Below are 17,193 nucleotides of genomic sequence, written 5' to 3'. Positions count from 1 at the left end.
CTCCCCACACCCGAGATGACCGATATGTGAGCACGCGAGGCGATCCGTGAGGTCACACCAGTCACACTCACCTCCACCACCTCCCCTTCATCGCCCCACCTGCCACCTCACCTGCCACCTGCCGCCTCCTGCTGACCCGCGAGCGTGGACCCACTCGACCCACCGCACCCCGTGACCTCCCCGCACAAGCCGACCCGCACCCGGCGGCACGACCTGGCACTGCCACCGAAGCTGAACCGGTCGGTCAGCGGCCGGGCCGGGCGTCGCCTCCCGTGACGCTCACATCAGAAGAGCCAGCCCGCACTCGGCAGCAAAACCTGCCAGCGCCACTGGAGTTGAGCCGGTCGGCCGGTCGGCCGGTCGGGCGGTCGGGCGGTCGGCCGGTCGGCCGGGCCGAGTGTCGAGTGTCGTCTCTCGTGACGCCCGCACCAGAAGAGCCAGTCCGCACCCGGCCGGAGGCCCGTCACCGCTACCGGGGCGTCCCCGTCTGTCAGGCGGTACCCCCTCACCGCGTGACGCTCGCACCAGAAGAACCAGTCCGCAGATGGCAGGAGACCGACGAGCCCATCCACCGTCCCCATACGCCCCCTTCCTGGCCGCCCGGCCAACAAAAGCTCCTGCGGTGGAGGCGGGGCAGTCAAGGGTGGAGCGCAGCGCAATCGGCGCAGCCGACGCGTAGCGCAGCGGAGCGCCCTTTACTGGGCCGCCGGAACCGCCACACTCCCGAGCGCCGGGCGGCCCCGATCACCACCCGATGCCGGGATGCTTCGCTGCTGCCCGTTCTTGGGTGCGGTCGCTGTGGGTGGAGGGGTGTTGCTGGTGGAGGTTAGCCCCGGGAGCGGTTCGGCGGCTGGCTCTTCACGTGGGGCTGGCTCTTCACGTGGGGCTGGCTCTTCACGTGGCGTATGAGGTGGGCGAGGCGTTCGGGGGTTGTTGAGAGCTCGGTGGACGGGGCGTCGCTTTCGCGGAGCTTGACGGTGCCCTGTTGTTGCTGGGCGCACAGCTCGACGCAGTCGGATGAGTCGCCGCCGCCGGAGTACGAGGACTTCTGCCACGCGGTCTGCTGTGTCATGTCGAGGCCCTTCACATGCTCTGCATGATGCGGTGGATGAGGTCCCTCGACTCTATGACTCCCAACGCCGCCCCCTCCACCTTGCGCAGGACCTCTCGGTAGCGGCTGAGCTGCGCTTCCGCGTCCAGGAAGGCGCCACCGTGCTGGGTGTCCATCAGGACGGTGTCCAGTTGCGGCACTGGGCCCCGGGCGTACAGCAGCGTGTCTGCGATTCCGGCAAAGCCATCCACGTCGAACGGGACGATGCGGACGGCTACTTGTGGATGGTCCGCCCGCTCCAGGATGTGCTGCAACTGGCTTCGGGCGACCTTGCAGTCGGCGGCCCGGATTCTCAGCGCCGCTTCGTGGATCACTGCCTCGTAGCGGAAAGCCGGGTCGCCGTCGAGGATCTCCTGGCGCCGTAGACGGAAACGTACGCGTACTGCGAGTTCCTCCTGGGAAAGTCGCGGGACCGTGGATGTGAAGATCGCCCGCACCTGGTCCTCGGTCTGCAGGAGAGCGGGGATGTGGACGCTCTGGAAGGTCCACAAGTCCGTCGCGTGGTGCTCGAGTTCGGCCAGGTCCAGGTAGCCCGACGGCACTGACTCCCTGTACTCCTCCCACCAGCCACGCGTCCGCTCGCTCGCCATGAGGGACAGGGAGTCGATCAGTGCGGTGTCGTCGCACGCGTACTGGCTGGCCAGATGGCGTACTCGCTCCTCGCTGACGCCGACCCGGGCGGCCTCTATCGCGGAAACCTTGGTCTCGGCGATACCGGCGGCCCGAGCTGCCTCCCGGCCCGTCAGGCCCGCCCGTTCGCGCAGCTTGCGCAGTTCGGCGCCGAGCCGTTCCTGGCGTGCGGTGATGACACTTCTCGCCGGCATGTGCGGTGCCCCTTCGGGGAGTTGGAGGAGGCGAGTATCTCAGTTGAGATTGACGGGGTTCAACTGAACCCCTACCGTAAGTGACGCACCGCACACGCTGCGAAACTCCGGGGCACCGGAAGCGCACCGCCCCGTCACGCCTTGGCGGTCGCGGCATGGCCACCGCCCGTTCCGCCGCAGCGCTCCTCAACTCCCCTCACTCCAGTAGGAGTACCGCCATGCCTGAAGCGAACTGTGCCGCGACTTGCGCCCCGCCGGACGAGCCATGGGAGTACACCCTCTACGTCCCCCACGACCTCCGAGCCGTCATGATCAGCCGCCGGACCCTCCGCCTCATCCTCGCCGCGCACGGCCTGCCGCACCTCGGGGAAGCGGCTGAGCTCCTTGCGGCCGAGCTGGTCAGCAATGCGCTCCGACATACGAAGGGGCCTGCCGCGCTGCGGCTGCGGTGGGTGGGGCGGGTGTTGCGGATCGGGGTGTGGGACACCGATCCGACGCCGCCGGAGCCGCCGCCGGGCGTCGTCTCCGCGTACGCGGAGGAGGGGAGAGGGCTGGCCCTCGTGCGGACGTGCTCCGATGGGTGGGGGTGGTATCCGCTGGCGAGCGTGGGGGACGCCGGGAAATACGTGTGGTGCGAATTGGCTGCGGCCCAGTGAGCGGAGGCGGTAGATGCCGGGATTCGGTATGGTGAGCGGTATGGCAACCAAGAAGTATACGGTCACGCTGCCTGAGGAGCTAGCAGAGGAGATCCGTGGGGAGGTGGGCCCCGGTGCCTTCAGCGCGTACGTCACGCGAGCCATAGAGCGTCAGCGGGAACGGGACCTGCTGGGCGAGCTCGTTGCGCACCTGGAGGGCGAGCATGGCGCGGTGACCGAGGCCGAACTGGCCGACGCCGAGGTCGAGCGGCGCGAGAGCGAGCGATGGTTCGCCGAGCGGGCGGACGAGGGCGAGGCGCCTGCGTCCCCCGGAAACCCGTCGGCGGCGGCCTGATGGCGGGGCCCCCTTGCTACGTACTGGACTGCGAGGGGCTGTCGCGGGCGGCGCTGGGTGATCGGGCGATGACAGCTCGCCTCAAGGATGCGTACCGGACGGATACCCGCGTGGTCACCAGCTCTATGACGCTGATTGAGGCGTACCACGGCAAGATCCGGCAGTCGGCCTGGAATTGGGCGATGTCCCGCATCGTCGTGGAGCCGGTGACCCGTGAGGTGGCTGACGCGGCGGTCGCGTTGCTGGCGGAGGCGGGGCTGCCCGGTCACAAGTACGCGATTGACGCGGCGCTGGCGGTGATCGCGGGGCGGCAGTCGGGGAATGTCGTGCTGTACACCTCGGACGAGGACCACATGCGGAAGCTTTGTTCTGGGAGCGTGCTGATCAGGGCGCTTTGATGGGGTGCGGGGAGGGCAACGCAAGCGGGGCCGAGTCGAACTCTCGGCCCCGTTTGTGCTGTGGGTTTGTCAGCCTGCGTGGTTGTCCAGAGGGGCGACGCCTGCGTGGCTGTCGGCGAGCGCAGGACTTGCCGCGAGCGACGCCTGCGTGGCTGTCGGCGAGCGCAGGACTTGCCGCGAGCGACGCCTGCGTGGCTGTCGGCGAGCGCAGGACTCGCCGCACCGCCGGCGGCAGCGGCCGCGATGGCCAGGGTGACGAAGACCTTCTTTGCGCGGGTCATTCCCACTCCTGTGGGAGTGGGAATGTGCGGTCGGCAAGTGACTAGTGCCAGGGGCGCCAACTCGGCAAGTGACGCTAGTGCCAGGGGCGCCAACCGTTCGAGAGTGCCGAACGGTTTCCGTCGCCGATTGGCCTGAACCAGGCTCCGGACATGCGTCGGCCGCGGTGGCTTCCCCTCCGCGCCACCGCGGCCGATCGTCCCCCGTCGGGATTTAAGACTTGGGTCAGTCCTTCGGCGGGGCGGGGATGTGTCCGTCGCCCTGCGTGGTGACCTCGCCGTCCTTCGGCGGGGCGGGGATGTGCCCGTCGCTCTTGGTGGTGATCTTGCCGTCCTTCGGCGGGGCGGGGATGTGCCCGTCGCCCTGCGTAGTGATCTTGCCGTCCTTATTGGCGTCGCTCATAGTCGAGACTCCTATGGGTTTGACGGTTCGCTGGGGCAGGAACGCCCGTTCGGAAACTCCCCCGAGGGTCGCCGACCGGGCGTTCCAGGGCCGCTCACCTTATCCGTGGGGCCCGAAGCGACCCGTCTGCCCCCCGACGCGACGGATCGATGAGTAGAGAGTGGCAGCCGCTCATAAACGTTCGATGAACGCCTCGGCCGGATACGTCAGGCAGCTGCCATGGGGAAGAGGAGACCGCGAACGGCCTCGGCTTCCGGTGCCCCTGAACTCTCGTGAATGCTCAAGGCTTCACGCCAGCAGGCTCGGGCGCGGTCGACCTGCCCGATGCTGTCGAGGGTCCTGCCCAGGAGTGTGAGGACGTTGGCCCGCATCCAGTCGCCGCCGACGCAGCCAGTGCTCAGAGCCTGCTCCGCGTGCTGTGCTGCTTGTGGGGAGCGCCTGGCCGCCACGTGGACCTGAGCTATGCGGAAGTGAGTGGTCCCCTCCCAAAGCCGCTGCCGATTCTCGGCGAATACCTGCAGAGCGTCCGTGAGTTGGTCGAGTGCTTCTGCGTGACGGCCCATATGGCTGAGAGCGATTCCAAGGGCGCTCTTCGCATTGGCAAGTCGAAATGTGAGGCCAAGGTCGTCGTATATGGACATCCCTTGTCGTGCGAGATCAATCGCCTTCGATGTGCGTCCGAGTGCGTCGAGGACGCGAGAGAGGTTGCAGAGGGCACTGGCCTCACCGGCCCGATTGCCGTCTGCGCGGAACTCCTCGATCGCCCTGAGCAGGTAGGTCTCGCTGGCCTCGTGCTGGTTGATGCAGTAGGCGATGATCCCTTGCTCATTCGGCGCGTTGCCGGTGGTCCAGGGGTCTCCGGAGATACTGCCGAGTTCCGCGCCGCGTGCCAGTTCGGCAGAGGCCTTGTCGAAGTGACCGACCTTGCTGAGGACCTGAGCGAGTGAGACTCTGGCTCGCCCTTCGGCATGAGCGTCGCCCAGCGCTTCCGCGGCATCGCGTGCGGCGCAAGTGGCCAACTCGTACCGAAGCGAGCTTGCTCCTGACTCCGCCAAGTCCTTCGAAGCCAGCAGCAGGGCAACCGCCCGCCGCAGCGTCCCCGCTCCCAACGACTGCTGCACGCAGGCCAGGATGCAAGCCGCCTCCGAATGCAGCCAGTCCAAGGCCTTGCTGTCGTCGCTGAACTCCTGCCCCGCGTGCTCGGTCGACTCCAGGTGATCCACAGTCCGATCCCCAGGCCGCTCTATCGCATAGACCCGCGCGGCGGACGCCAAGTAGAAGTCCAACAACCGCGACATAGCCGCCCGCCCACTCGGCGGCAACTCATCCCGCTCCGCGCAAGCACGCGCGTAGAGCCGAACCAGGTCGTGGTACCGGTATCGACCAGGCGCCGCCGACTCCACCAGGGATGTGTCGACGAGGGCCTCCAGGAGGTCCTCCGTCTCCTCCGCCGGAAGATCGAGGACCGCCGCAGCCGCCGCCAGTGAGAGGTCAGGCCCGTCCGCAAGCCCCAGCAAGCGGAACGCCCGTGCCTGCGCAGGCTCCAGCTGCCCGTACCCCAGCTCGAACGTCGCCTTCACCGCCAGGTCACCCGCCTGGAGCTCGTCCAGGCGCCGCCGCTCGTCCGCCAGTTTCGCCGCCAGCGTCGAGACCGTCCACGTACGGCGGGCCGCGAGCCGAGAGGCAGCGATACGAATCGCCAAGGGCAGGAAGCCGCACGCCGCCACCACATCCAGCGCGGCCTTCCGCTCCGACTGCACCCGCTCCTCGCCGACGATCCGGGTGAAGAGGAGGAGGGCCTCCTCGGGGGACATCACGTCCAGGTCCACCAAGTGCGCCCCGGCCAGGTCCACCATCCGGATGCGGCTCGTCACCAGCGCCGCGCAGCCCTCCATGCCGGGGAGTAGGGGGCGTACCTGCGCCGCGTCACGTGCGTTGTCCAGGACCACCAGCACCCTGCGGCCGTCCAGCGTCGAGCGGTACAGCGCCGCCCGCTCCTCCAGGGAGTCCGGGATCGCCGAGTCGGAAGTCCCCAGGGCCCGCAGGAACGCGCCGAGTACCGTCTCCGGCTCCGCCGACCTCGCCCCCGCGCCCTGCAAGTCCACGTACAGCTGCCCGTCAGGGAAGTACGACCGTGCCACATGCGCCACATGCACGGCCAGTGTCGTCTTGCCTACGCCGCCGATGCCCGCGAGCGCCGAGACCGCCATCACCCGGCCCTCCGCCGCCGACAGGATCTCGCTCAGCTCGGACACGAAGGACGCGCGCCCCGTGAAGTCCGGGACTGTCGCCGGGAGTTGCGCTGGGCGCACCACCGCCGCCGCCGGTTCCGGCGCCGCCGCCGAGGGCTCCGCCAGTGCCGGGTCCGCCTGGAGAATTCGCCGCTGGAGTTCCTTCAGGCCGGGGCGTGGGTCCACCCCCAGTTCATCGGCGAGCAGACGTCTCGTATCCGCGTAGACCGCCAGCGCCTCCGCCTGCCGCCCGCTGCGGTAGAGCGCCAGCATCAGCAGTTCGCGCAGGCGTTCGCGGAGGGGATGCGCTGCCGTGAGGGCCGTCAGCTCCGACACCGCCTCCGCGTGGCACCCCACCTCCAGGTCCATGTCCAGGCGGGACTCCAGGAGCTGGAGGCGCCACTCCTCCAGGCGTGTCCGCTCTGTTTCCGCGTACGGGCCGGGGACGTTGGCCAGGGGTTCGCCGTCCCAGAGGCTCAGCGCCTTGTTCACGAGGGAGCGGGCCTGGCAGAGGTCGGAGACTCCGCGTGCCTTCTCCGCCTCCGTCCAGAGTTCCTCCGCGAGCGCCAGGTCCAGCGCGCCGTCGGCCACCGCGATCGAGTAACCGCCCGATTCGCTGACCAGGACCCCGGCGGGGAGCACCTTGCGCAGGCGGGACGCATAAGTGCGGACCGCCGCCAGCGCCTGCGAGGGCGGCTCCTCGCCCCAGAGGGCGTCGATCAGTTCGTGGGCCGTCGCCGTGCGGCCGTCACGCAGGAGAAGCGCAGCGAGCAGGGCCCGCTGCTGCGGAGAGCCCATGGACAGCTGTTCGGCGCCGTTCCATGCGCGAACGGGCCCGAGCACGCTGAAGTGCGGCCTCAGCTCCTCGGGGGCGTTCCCCGGGGCCGGACGCCGCTGCTCCGGTACTCGCGGTACACCGTCCATCGCTCCCCCTGCTGCCCTGCCGTGCGGGGCCGTCACCGTGCCTGGTTTGTGCGCCGCAGGTCTGCCCTACCCACGTTTGCCGTGCTTCACCTGGTTCAGTCTTTACCCGGTTCTTGCGTCCCGCCAGTTTGCCTTGTTCATGGCGGATACGTCAGCTGTGCGAGACGGCTCTCACAGGGTCCACGCACTCCGGGGAGCGGCAGCATCCGCTTACCGATCACTTACCGATCGCCTACCGATCACTGACCGATCGCCGGCCGATAGCCGACAGGGAGCTGACGGATCGTCAGATCAGCGCTACCGTCGACCACATGGAGACCACTGAGACCTTGCCTACGTTCCCGAGGATCATCTCGGTGGACGACCACACCGTCGAACCCGCCAACGTCTGGCAGGACCGCCTGCCCGCGAAATATCGCGACAGCGGGCCACGGGTCGTCCGGGCGCCCCTGAAGGAAATGACCTTTATGGGCGGGAAGTTCGCTCCGGTGATGGGGGCGAAGGGCGATGACGGGCCCATAGGTGACTGGTGGATCTACGAAGATCTGCACCGGCCCCTCACCCGCCTGGACACCGCCGTCGGGTACGACAGGGACGAGATCAAGCTCGAAGTCATCACGTACGAGCAGATGCGCCCCGGGTCGTTCAGCGTGCCCGACCGCCTCGCCGACATGGACGTCAACCACGTCCAGTCCGCCCTCTGCTTCCCCACCTTCCCCCGCTTCTGCGGGCAGACCTTCACCGAGGCCAAGGACCGTGAGCTCGGCCTGCTGAGCGTGCGCGCCTATAACGACTGGATGGTGGACGAGTGGTGCGGGCCCGAGGCTCACGGGCGGCTCATCCCGCTCACCCTCATCCCGCTCTGGGACGCCGAACTGGCCGCCGCCGAGGTCCGCCGCAACGCCGCCCGTGGCGTACGCGCCGTCGCCTTCTCCGAGATACCGCCCCACCTGGGGCTCCCGTCCATCCACACCGACGAGTGGGACCCCTTCCTGCGCGCCTGCGACGAGACCGGCACCGTCGTCGCCATGCACATCGGGTCGAGCAGCAAGATGCCGAGTACGTCGGCGGACGCGCCGCCCGCCGTCGGGTCCACCATCACCTTCGCCAACTGCTGCTTCTCGATGGTCGACTGGCTGATGAGCGGCAAGTTCGAGCGCTTCCCGAACCTGAAGATCATGTACGCGGAGGGGCAGATCGGGTGGATTCCCTACATCCTGGAGCGCGCGGATGTCGTCTGGGAAGAGAACCGCGGGTGGGGTGGAGTCGCCGACAAGGTGCACCGGCCGCCGTCCGAGCTCTTCACCGAGCACGTCTACGGGTGCTTCTTCGATGACGCCTTCGGGCTGAAGAACCTCGACTCGATCGGGGTCGGGAACGTGTTGTACGAGACCGACTATCCGCACTCCGACTCCACCTGGCCGAAGTCCAAGGAGGTCGGCGAGTCCCAGATGGGGCACCTGGCGCCGGACGTCGTCGACCGGATCGTGCGGGGCAATGCGATCGATCTGCTCGGGCTCACGGATGACGGCTTGTGGGCGGGGCCCGGCGCGTAGGAGAGCCCGGGGAGGTGGCCGCGGCTGTGTCCCGCGGAGGCGGTCGCGGCGGTCCCGTGGGGGCGTTGCTGTCCCGGACAGTCGCCTCGTCCCACCCCTTGCCTGACGGTCCGTCAGCTACGACGATGAGTTCCGTCGCCGTATATGACGTACCGTCAGGTCAAGGTGAGGGGTCGGATTCCCATGGCTGCCAACGCGCTCGCGCACATCTTTCCGCAGGGACGCCTGGTCTACGGGATGCAGCTCCCGATCCAGTCGCAGAGCGCCATGTACGCGGAGGCGTGGGAGGCGGACGCCACCACCGACGACCTCGCCGAGATCGCCCGCACCGCCGACCGCGGCGGCTTCGCGTACATCGCGAGCTGCGACCATGTCGCCATTCCGCGGCGGCTCGCCGACGCCATGAGCACCGTCTGGTACGACCCCGTGGCCACCCTCTCCTTCCTCGCCGGGATCACCGAGAACGTACGGCTCATGAGCCATGTCGCCGTCGTCGGGCTCCGGCATCCGCTGGTCAGCGCCAAGCAGTACGCGACCCTCGACCGGCTCAGCGGCGGGCGGCTGATCCTGGGGGTCGGAGCCGGGCACGTGCAGGAGGAGTTCGATGCCGTCGGGGCCGACTTCGAGCGGCGCGGGCCCGTACTCGACGAGACCATCGACGCCCTGAAGGCCTCGCTCGGGTCCGAGGAGTTCCCCGAACACCACGGCGAGCGTTTCGACTTCAGTGACCTGGGCCAGCTGCCACGCCCCGTACAGCCCCGCGTGCCCATCTGGGTGGGCGGCTCATCGCCCGCCGCCGTGCGCCGGGCCGCCGTCCGCGGTGACGGGTGGCTGCCGCAGGGCGACCCGCGCGACAAGCTCCCCGCGCAGATCGCCAGGCTCAAGCGGCTTCGCGAGGAGGCGGGGGTGCGGGAGCCGATCGTCGTGGGGGCGATCGTCGAGCCCTTGTATGTGGGGGAGCCCAGCTGGTCCGTGGGGCGGCGCGCGCTGAGCGGGAAGCCGGATGTCCTTGCCGAGTCGCTGCGGGCGTACGGGGCGATGGGAGTGCAGCAGATCCAGGTGCGGTTCCGGTCGCGTAGCCGCACCGAACTGACCGATCAGATGGCGGCGTTCGCCGCCGAAGTCGCTCCACACCTCAACTGAGAGTTCGTCCGCACCTCAACTGAGAGATCGACTGAGGAGACTGGGATATGGGCAAGCTGGACGGCCGCGTCGTCATCGTCACCGGCGCGGCACGCGGACAGGGCGAGCAGGAGGCGCGCCTCTTCGCCGCAGAGGGGGCGAAGGTCGTCATAGGCGACGTGCTCGACGACCAGGGGGAGGCGCTCGCCAAGGAGATCTCCGAGGAGCTCGGCGGTGACGTGGCCAAGTACGTGCACCTCGACGTCAGCCAGGAGGCCGACTGGCAGGCTGCCGTCGTCGCCGCCAAGGACGCCTTCGGGAAGATCGACGGGCTGGTCAACAATGCGGGCATCCTGCGTTTCAACGAGCTCGTCAGCACCCCGCTGGAAGAGTTCCAGCAGGTCATCCAGGTGAATCAGGTGGGCTGCTTCCTCGGCATCCGCACCGTCGCGCCCGAGCTGGAGGCCGCCGGCGGCGGGACCATCGTGAACACCGCCTCGTACACGGCGATGACGGGCATGGCGTACGTCGGCGCGTACGCCGCGACCAAGCACGCCATCCTCGGGCTCACGCGCGTCGCCGCCATGGAGCTCGCCGCCAAGAACATCCGCGTCAACACCGTCTGCCCGGGGGCCGTCGACACCCCGATGACCAACCCGGCGCTGCTCGACCCGACCGCCGATCCGACGGAGGCGCAGGAGGCCGTCGCCGAGCTCTACAAGAAGCTCGTGCCCCTCGGGCGGATCGGGAAGCCGGAAGAGGTGGCCGCCCTCGCGCTCTTCCTGACCGGGGACGACTCGGCGTACATCACCGGGCAGCCGTTCGTCATCGACGGGGGGTGGCTCGCGGGGGTCAGCGTTCTCTGACGCTACGTCAGTAGTTGCGCTCCCGGGTATTGACGGTCCTGGCGGCCGGTGGAACAGTCGACGCATCACAATCTGACGGTTCGTCAGAAACTCGTTCTTCAGATACTCACGAGGATGGTGAACCTCCTTGGAATTCGGTCTCTTTGTACAGGGATACGTGCCCGCCAAGCGGGCCAAGGTCGACCCCGAAGCAGAGCACAAGGCGCTCATCGAGGAGACCGAGTACGTCATTCAGGCGGACAAGTCCGGCTTCAAGTACGCCTGGGCCTCCGAGCACCACTTCCTGGAGGAGTACTCGCACCTCTCCGCCAATGACGTCTTCCTCGGCTATCTCGCCCACGCGACCGACCGCATCCACCTGGGCTCCGGAATCTTCAACCCGCTCGCCCCGGTGAACCACCCGGTCAAGGTCGCCGAGAAGGTCGCCATGCTCGACCATCTCTCCGAGGGCCGCTTCGAGTTCGGCTCCGGACGCGGCGCCGGATCGCACGAGATACTGGGCTTCATGCCGGGCATCACCGACATGAACCACACCAAGGAACTCTGGGAAGAGACGATCGCCGAGTTCCCCAAGATGTGGCTCCAGGACGAGTACGTCGGCTTCCAGGGCAAACACTGGTCGCTGCCGCCCCGCAAGATCCTGCCCAAGCCGTACGGGAAGTCGCACCCGGCCATGTGGTACGCCGCCGGGTCCCCGCCCTCGTACGCGATGGCAGGCAAGAAGGGGCTCGGAGTACTGGGCTTCAGCGTGCAGAAGGTCTCCGACATGGAGTGGGTCCTCGAGTCGTACAAGACGGCCGTGAAGGACGCCGAGCCGGTCGGTGACTTCGTCAACGACAACGTCATGGTGACCTCGACCGCGATCTGCGCGGAGACCCACAAGAAGGCCGTGGAGATCGCCGTCGGCGGCGGGCTGAACTATCTGCAGTCGCTGCTCTTCCGCTACCACGACACCTTCCCCCGGCCCGAGGGCATCCCCGAGTGGCCCGAGCTGCTTCCCGAGTACAGCGAGGAGATCATCGAGCTGCTCATCGCCGAGGAGCTGATGATCTGCGGTGACCCGGACGAGGTGCTCACGCAGTGCAAGCGGTGGGAGCAGGCCGGGGCCGATCAGCTCTCCTTCGGGCTGCCCATCGGGATTTCGCCCGAGGACACGAAGAACACGATCAAGCTGATCGGTGAGCATGTGATTCCGAAGATCGACACGGATCCTGTGCACCGGACTTCGCGCTTCCGGCAAGCGGCTTCTTCCTGAGGTCGCCCTCAGCTGCCCCGGCTTCCTCTCCCGGACGGAAGCCGGGGCATCCCCACTCCTCACCCGGCCAAAAACGTCAAGGGGGACGACCCCGTCATGCTCGACCACCTCATCAAGGGCGCGACCGTAGTCGACGGCACCGGCGCCCCCGCACGTGTTGCCGACGTAGGTATCAGGGACGGGCGCATCGCGGTCGTCGCCGAGCCCGGAACCCTCACGGAGCCCGCCACGACCAGCGAAGACGCCGAAGGGCGCATCCTCGCGCCCGGCTTCGTCGACCCGCACACGCACTACGACGCCCAGCTCTTCTGGGACCCCTACGCGACCCCGTCCCTGAACCACGGCGTGACCACCGTCGCCGGCGGCAACTGTGGCTTCACGCTCGCCCCGCTGAACCCCGCTCACCCCGAGGACGCCGACTACACGCGGCGGATGATGTCCAAGGTCGAGGGCATGTCGCTGGTGGCCCTCGAAGAGGGGGCGCCCTGGACGTGGAGTTCGTTCGGGGAGTATCTGGATGCCCTGGAGGGGCGCGTCGCCGTCAACGCCGGGTTCATGGTGGGGCATTGCGCGCTGCGGCGGTACGTCATGGGCGCGGACGCGGTCGGCGGGCAGCCCTCCGCCGAGCAGTTGGAGGAGATGCTGAGTCTGTTCCACGACGCGATGGACGCGGGCGCCTGGGGGCTCTCCACCACGCAGTCGTCCACGCACTCGGACGGCGACGGACAGCCCGTGGCATCCCGGCACGCCGAGCCCGCCGAGCTGCTCGCGCTCAGCCGCGCCGTCGCCGAGCACGAGGGCACGCAGCTCGAAGCGATCGTGGCCGGGTGTCTTGACCAGTTCAGCGATGACGAGATCGATCTGTTCGTCGAGATGAGCGCCGCCGCCGGGCGCCCCCTCAACTGGAACGTCCTCACCATCGACTCCGCCGTCCCCGAGCGCGTCCCGCGTCAGCTCATCCCAAGTGAGCGCGCCCGCAAGGCCGGTGGCCGCATCGTCGCCCTGACCATGCCGATCCTCACCCCGATGAACATGTCGCTCGGCACCTTCTGCGCGCTGAACCTGATACCCGGCTGGGGCGACGTTCTCGGCCTCCCTGTGCCCGAGCGCATCGCCAAGCTCCGTGACCCCGATACCAGGGGGGAGATGCTGCGGCGCGCCGCCAGCAAGGAGGCGGGCGTCTTCCGGCGGCTCTCCCACTTCGATCGGTACGTCATCGGGGACACGTACTCCAAGGAGAACGAAGGTCTTACCGGCCGCGTCGTGCGCGACATCGCCGCCGAACGCGGTCAGGAAGCCTTCCAGTGCCTCGTCGATATCTGCGCCAACGACGACCTGCGTACGGTCCTGTGGCCCATGCCCTCCGACAACGACCCCGAATCGTGGGCCCTGCGCCAGGAGGCCTGGCAGCACGAGGACGTCATGCTGGGCGGCTCGGACGCGGGTGCGCACCTGGACCGCATGTGTGGCGCCCCGTACACGACCCGGTTCATCGGGGACTGCCTGCGGGGTCGCAAGCTGGTCGGTCTCGAGCAGGCGGTCAAGATGCTCACCGACGATCCCGCGCAGCTCTTCGGGCTGCGGGAGCGGGGGCGTATCGAGGAAGGCTTCCACGCCGATCTCGTCCTCTTCGACCCCGAGCGCATCGACGCGGGCAAGGCCACGCTGGTGCACGACCTGCCGGGTGACAGCCCGCGGCTCGACTCCAAGGCGATCGGTATAAATGCCGTCTGGGTCAACGGAGTCGAAGCGATACGCGAGGACCAGGTGACGGGTGCGACGCCCGGCACTGTCCTGCGGTCGGGCCGTGACACCAGGACGGTGAGCACCAAGTGAGTTCTGAACTCCCTGGTGAGGGCGAGCAGCGGCTGTTCATCGGCGGCGAGTGGGTCGAGCCCGACGGCGGCCACTACGAAGTGATCAACCCCGCGACCGAGGGTGTCGTCGGACTCGCCCCCGAGGCGAGCCGCGAGCAGGTGCACGTGGCGGCGGGCGCCGCCCGCGAGGCCTTCGCCGCCTGGTCGCGTACGACTCCCGAGGAGCGGGCCGCGGTCCTGGACCGGGCCGCGTCGATCATGCAGCGCGATCTCGTGCCGTACGCGGAACTCGCCCAGGCCGAGAGCGGCGCGACGACCGGCACGGCGCGCGGGATGCAGGTCGCGGTGTCGGTGGCCCGCTTCAAGCGGTACGCGAAGGGGGCCCTGGAACCGGTCGAGGCGGCCCTTGTGCCGCAGATCAACGAGGCGGGCCCGATGGGGAAGGCGGGCGTCGTGGGGGCGCTCACCGTCCGGCAGCCGGTGGGCGTCGTCACCTGCATCACCTCGTACAACAACCCGTGGGCCAACCCCGCGGGCAAGGTGGCGCCCGCCCTGGCCATGGGCAACACGGTCGTCGTGAAGCCCGCGCCGCAGGACCCGCTCTCCGTCTACCGGATGGCGGCGGCTCTGGAGGAGGCGGGCGCCCCGCCCGGAGTGGTGAACGTGGTGTCGGGCGCTCGCCCGGAGGTCGGCGCGGCGGCCGTGGACTCACCGGACGTGGACATGGTGAGCTTCACCGGATCGACGTCGGTCGGGCAGCGTATCGCCGAGGTGTGCGGCCGGGACATGAAGCGGCAGCTGATGGAGCTGGGCGGTAAGGGCGCGGCGCTCGTCTTCGAGGACGCGGACCTGGACTCGGCGGTGGCGGGGATCGGGACGACGTTCTCGTTCTACAGCGGTCAGATCTGTACCGCCCCTACGAGGGTGATCGCGCACCGCGCCGTTCACGACGAGCTCATCGAGAAGCTGAAGGGCTACATCGGCTTCCTGAAGGTCGGTGATCCGCGGGAGAAGGGGACGGTCGTCGGTCCGGTGATCTCGGCGGCGCACCGGGACCGGATCGAGTCGTACGTCGAGCTCGGGCGGAAGGAAGGCGCACGGGTCGTCGCGGGCGGCGAGCGCCCGGCGGGCCCCGGCCTGGACCGCGGTTTCTATGTGGCCCCGACGCTGCTCGCGGACTGCACCAACGACATGAGGGTGGTCCGGGAGGAGATCTTCGGCCCGGTGGTCGTGGTGGTCCCCTTCGATGACGAGGAGGAAGGCATCGCCCTCGCCAACGACAGCGACTACGGCCTCCTCGACTACGTGTGGTCGGGCGACGTGGCCCGCGCCTTCCGCGTCGCGCGGCGGCTTCGCGCGGGCGGTGTCGGCGTGAACTCGATCGGCCGGAACATGGAGGCGCCGTTCGGCGGGTTCAAGAGGAGCGGGGTCGGCCGGGACGTGGGCTCGTACGCGCTGCACGCTTACAGCGAGCTGCAGTCGATCGTGTGGCCCGGGTGACCCGCTGTGGCCCGTGTGACCCATGTGGTCCGTGTGGCCCGTGTGACCCGGGCGAGCGTCCTGGAGGCCGGGGAAAGTCCGCTATGTGGAATGCCGGAAGTCACTCGGGAAAATTTTGAAGTAGGGCAAAACGGACAGTGCTGCGGTTACCGCATACCGGACGGTCTGGCTTTTGCCTGGCAATGGGTAATCAATTCGGTTCAGCAGGCAAATAATCAATGGCGCCTGTCCCGATTCACCCATCGATTGCAAGCCACAAGATCCGGATGCTGACCATCCGTATGTGGAAACCGCAGCCCTTAACGTCCTGTTCATGACCCAGTTGGACGTACGGCCCCAGCCCCAGGCCGGAGACACGGTAAGCGGCGCCCCCGACGGGGGCGTACGCGCCAAAGGCCTCGGCGGGAACTCCGTCGGCCTCATGGGCAGCGCCGTCATCGGCATCTCCACCGTCGCCCCCGTCTACTGCCTGACGTCGACCCTCGGCTCCACAGCCGGCGAGGTCGGCCTCGCCATGCCCGCGGTCTTCATCGCGGGCTTCCTGCCGATGCTCCTGGTGGCCTTCGCCTACCGCGAGCTCAACAAGGCCATGCCGGACTGCGGCACCTCGTTCACCTGGACGGTCAAGGCCTTCGGGCCGCGGATCGGCTGGATGTGCGGCTGGGGCCTGGTCATCGCCACGATCATCGTCCTGTCGAACCTGGCGGGCGTCGCGACCTCGTACTTCTGGCTCCTGGCGGGCGAGATCACGAGCAACGACTCTGTGGCGGCCCTGGACGACAACAAAGCCGTCCACATCCTCACCTGCCTCGCCCTGATCGCTGCCGCGACGGCGATCAGCTATCGGGGGATGACGGCCACGAAGGGCGTGCAGTACGCCCTGGTGGGGCTGCAACTGGTCGTCCTCGCGGTCTTCGTGGTGATGGCTTTCCAGAAGGCGGGCAGCGCGGAATTCCCGCTCTCGCAGGACTTCTCCTGGTCGTGGCTGAATCCGTTCGCCGTGAAGTCGTTCTCCTCCTTCACCGCGGGCCTCTCGCTCGCGATCTTCATCTACTGGGGCTGGGACGCATGCCTGGCCGCCAATGAGGAGACGACCGGCAGCGACAAGACCCCCGGCCGCGCCGCGCTCATCGCGATGGTCGTCCTGGTCGGCTCCTACCTCGCCACGGCTGTCGCCGCGCAGATGGTGGTGGGCGCCGGGACCAAGGGCCTCGGTCTGGCCAACCCCGACACCTCCGACAACGTCTTCGCCGTCCTCGCGGGCCCCGTGATGGGCCCGACCCTCGGCGTCCTGCTCTTCGTCGCCGTCCTCGCGTCGGCTGCCGCGAGCCTTCAGACGACGTTCATCCCGGTGGCCCGCACGGTCCTGGCCATGGCCTCGTACGAGGCACTGCCGCCGTCCTTCGCACGCGTCCACCCGCGCTTCAAGACGCCGGGCCGCGCCACGGTCACCGCGGGCGTCGCGACCGCCGTCTTCTACACGGTCATGACGCTGGTCTCCGAGCACGTCCTGGTCGACACGATCTACGCGCTCGGCCTCATGATCTGCTTCTACTACGCGCTGACCGCCTTCGCCTGCACCTGGTACTTCCGCCATGAGCTCTTCAGCTCCGTCCGGGGCTTCGTCTTCAAGGCCCTGCTCCCGGTCCTCGGCGGCGTCCTCCTGACGGGCGTCTTCGCCAAGACCCTGATCGACATGTGGAACCCCGCCTACGGCAGCGGCTCCTCCGTCTTCGGCGTCGGCTCGGTCTTCGTGATCGGCGTGGGCCTGCTGCTGCTCGGCGTGGTGATCATGCTGGTGATGGGCCGCAAGAGCCCGGCGTTCTTCCGGGGCGAGGTCCTGCGGCGGGACACTCCGGCGCTGGTGGTCGAGGACTGACCCTCGCCCGCCGCGAGGACTGACCCTCGCCCGCCGCGA

The 17,193-nt window shown here is 68.5% G+C and carries 14 protein-coding genes; 10 read left to right on the top strand and 4 right to left on the bottom strand.

Translation table 11 applies throughout. The features are described 5' to 3' along the window. Nucleotides 1-826: 826 nt before the first annotated feature. Both ACGFSB_RS25460 and ACGFSB_RS25455 read right to left on the bottom strand, forming a co-directional pair. The gene (locus tag ACGFSB_RS25460; RefSeq protein WP_393403498.1) at nt 827-1,072 is read right to left on the bottom strand and encodes a DUF397 domain-containing protein; all 246 of its coding nucleotides are present in this window, start codon (nt 1,070-1,072) and stop codon (nt 827-829) included. Between the two features lie 11 nt (nt 1,073-1,083). After that, complete coding sequence (locus ACGFSB_RS25455; RefSeq protein ID WP_393403495.1) at nt 1,084-1,935, bottom strand: helix-turn-helix domain-containing protein; 852 nt, start codon at nt 1,933-1,935, stop codon at nt 1,084-1,086. A 218-nt stretch (nt 1,936-2,153) separates the two neighbouring features. Here ACGFSB_RS25455 and ACGFSB_RS25450 point away from each other — a divergent pair, with 218 nt between their 5' ends. Genes ACGFSB_RS25450 through ACGFSB_RS25440 form a run of 3 tightly spaced genes read left to right on the top strand, consistent with a single transcriptional unit; the run spans nt 2,154 to nt 3,323 of the window. After that, on the top strand, nt 2,154-2,591 hold the full coding sequence (locus ACGFSB_RS25450; protein WP_393403492.1) for an ATP-binding protein: 438 nt from the start codon (nt 2,154-2,156) through the stop codon (nt 2,589-2,591). Between the two features lie 40 nt (nt 2,592-2,631). Continuing rightward, complete coding sequence (locus ACGFSB_RS25445) at nt 2,632-2,925, top strand: hypothetical protein (protein WP_393403489.1); 294 nt, start codon at nt 2,632-2,634, stop codon at nt 2,923-2,925. Beyond that, the gene (locus ACGFSB_RS25440) at nt 2,925-3,323 is read left to right on the top strand and encodes a PIN domain-containing protein (RefSeq protein WP_393403487.1); all 399 of its coding nucleotides are present in this window, start codon (nt 2,925-2,927) and stop codon (nt 3,321-3,323) included. The genes ACGFSB_RS25445 and ACGFSB_RS25440 overlap by 1 nt, the downstream gene beginning before the upstream one ends. Nucleotides 3,324-3,827: 504 nt before the next feature. On the opposite strand, the gene ACGFSB_RS25435 is transcribed toward ACGFSB_RS25440, so the two are convergent. Together ACGFSB_RS25435 and ACGFSB_RS25430 are read right to left on the bottom strand one after the other, a co-directional pair. Continuing rightward, nucleotides 3,828-4,004, bottom strand: a complete 177-nt coding sequence (locus tag ACGFSB_RS25435; protein ID WP_393403485.1) for a sigma-like protein — start codon at nt 4,002-4,004, stop codon at nt 3,828-3,830. Nucleotides 4,005-4,210: 206 nt separating this feature from the next. Then, nucleotides 4,211-7,159, bottom strand: a complete 2,949-nt coding sequence (locus ACGFSB_RS25430) for a BTAD domain-containing putative transcriptional regulator (protein ID WP_393403483.1) — start codon at nt 7,157-7,159, stop codon at nt 4,211-4,213. A gap of 329 nt (nt 7,160-7,488) precedes the next feature. On the opposite strand from ACGFSB_RS25430, the gene ACGFSB_RS25425 reads away from it, so the two are divergent. The 7 genes from ACGFSB_RS25425 to ACGFSB_RS25395 all read left to right on the top strand — a co-directional run bounded on the left by ACGFSB_RS25425 (nt 7,489) and on the right by ACGFSB_RS25395 (nt 17,154). Continuing rightward, nucleotides 7,489-8,715 (top strand): amidohydrolase family protein, encoded by a 1,227-nt coding sequence (locus tag ACGFSB_RS25425; protein WP_393403539.1) that lies wholly within the window; start codon nt 7,489-7,491, stop codon nt 8,713-8,715. Between the two features lie 183 nt (nt 8,716-8,898). Continuing rightward, nucleotides 8,899-9,858 carry an LLM class F420-dependent oxidoreductase gene (locus ACGFSB_RS25420; protein ID WP_393403479.1) on the top strand — a complete coding sequence of 320 codons (960 nt, stop codon included), beginning with the start codon at nt 8,899-8,901 and terminating at the stop codon, nt 9,856-9,858. A gap of 47 nt (nt 9,859-9,905) precedes the next feature. After that, a complete protein-coding gene (locus ACGFSB_RS25415; RefSeq protein WP_393403477.1) occupies nt 9,906-10,703 on the top strand; it encodes an SDR family NAD(P)-dependent oxidoreductase in 798 nt (265 codons plus the stop codon). 127 nt (nt 10,704-10,830) lie between these two features. Next, nucleotides 10,831-11,958, top strand: coding sequence for an LLM class flavin-dependent oxidoreductase (locus tag ACGFSB_RS25410; protein WP_393403475.1), 1,128 nt, complete (start codon nt 10,831-10,833; stop codon nt 11,956-11,958). A gap of 96 nt (nt 11,959-12,054) precedes the next feature. Beyond that, nucleotides 12,055-13,794 carry an amidohydrolase family protein gene (locus ACGFSB_RS25405; protein ID WP_393403473.1) on the top strand — a complete coding sequence of 580 codons (1,740 nt, stop codon included), beginning with the start codon at nt 12,055-12,057 and terminating at the stop codon, nt 13,792-13,794. After that, nucleotides 13,791-15,275, top strand: coding sequence for an aldehyde dehydrogenase family protein (locus ACGFSB_RS25400; protein ID WP_393403471.1), 1,485 nt, complete (start codon nt 13,791-13,793; stop codon nt 15,273-15,275). Before ACGFSB_RS25405 ends, ACGFSB_RS25400 begins: the two co-directional genes overlap by 4 nt. 313 nt (nt 15,276-15,588) lie before the next feature. Then, nucleotides 15,589-17,154, top strand: a complete 1,566-nt coding sequence (locus ACGFSB_RS25395; RefSeq protein WP_393403469.1) for an APC family permease — start codon at nt 15,589-15,591, stop codon at nt 17,152-17,154. Nucleotides 17,155-17,193 lie beyond the last annotated feature (39 nt).

It is taken from the genome of Streptomyces sp. NPDC048441 (assembly GCF_043200235.1).
Lineage (GTDB): Bacteria > Actinomycetota > Actinomycetes > Streptomycetales > Streptomycetaceae > Streptomyces.
The sequence above is the reverse complement of the archived record's forward strand: the minus strand, read 5'-3'. Positions and strand labels throughout refer to the sequence as shown.

Coding starts and splice junctions, on each gene's coding strand:
- ACGFSB_RS25415 (WP_393403477.1), top strand. CDS start 9,906: ATGGGCAAGCTGGACGGCCGCGTCGTCATCGTCACCGGCGCGGCACGC.
- ACGFSB_RS25420 (WP_393403479.1), top strand. CDS start 8,899: ATGGCTGCCAACGCGCTCGCGCACATCTTTCCGCAGGGACGCCTGGTC.
- ACGFSB_RS25395 (WP_393403469.1), top strand. CDS start 15,589: ATGACCCAGTTGGACGTACGGCCCCAGCCCCAGGCCGGAGACACGGTA.
- ACGFSB_RS25450 (WP_393403492.1), top strand. CDS start 2,154: ATGCCTGAAGCGAACTGTGCCGCGACTTGCGCCCCGCCGGACGAGCCA.
- ACGFSB_RS25460 (WP_393403498.1), bottom strand. CDS start 1,072: ATGACACAGCAGACCGCGTGGCAGAAGTCCTCGTACTCCGGCGGCGGC.
- ACGFSB_RS25405 (WP_393403473.1), top strand. CDS start 12,055: ATGCTCGACCACCTCATCAAGGGCGCGACCGTAGTCGACGGCACCGGC.
- ACGFSB_RS25455 (WP_393403495.1), bottom strand. CDS start 1,935: ATGCCGGCGAGAAGTGTCATCACCGCACGCCAGGAACGGCTCGGCGCC.
- ACGFSB_RS25430 (WP_393403483.1), bottom strand. CDS start 7,159: ATGGACGGTGTACCGCGAGTACCGGAGCAGCGGCGTCCGGCCCCGGGG.
- ACGFSB_RS25440 (WP_393403487.1), top strand. CDS start 2,925: ATGGCGGGGCCCCCTTGCTACGTACTGGACTGCGAGGGGCTGTCGCGG.
- ACGFSB_RS25445 (WP_393403489.1), top strand. CDS start 2,632: ATGGCAACCAAGAAGTATACGGTCACGCTGCCTGAGGAGCTAGCAGAG.
- ACGFSB_RS25435 (WP_393403485.1), bottom strand. CDS start 4,004: ATGAGCGACGCCAATAAGGACGGCAAGATCACTACGCAGGGCGACGGG.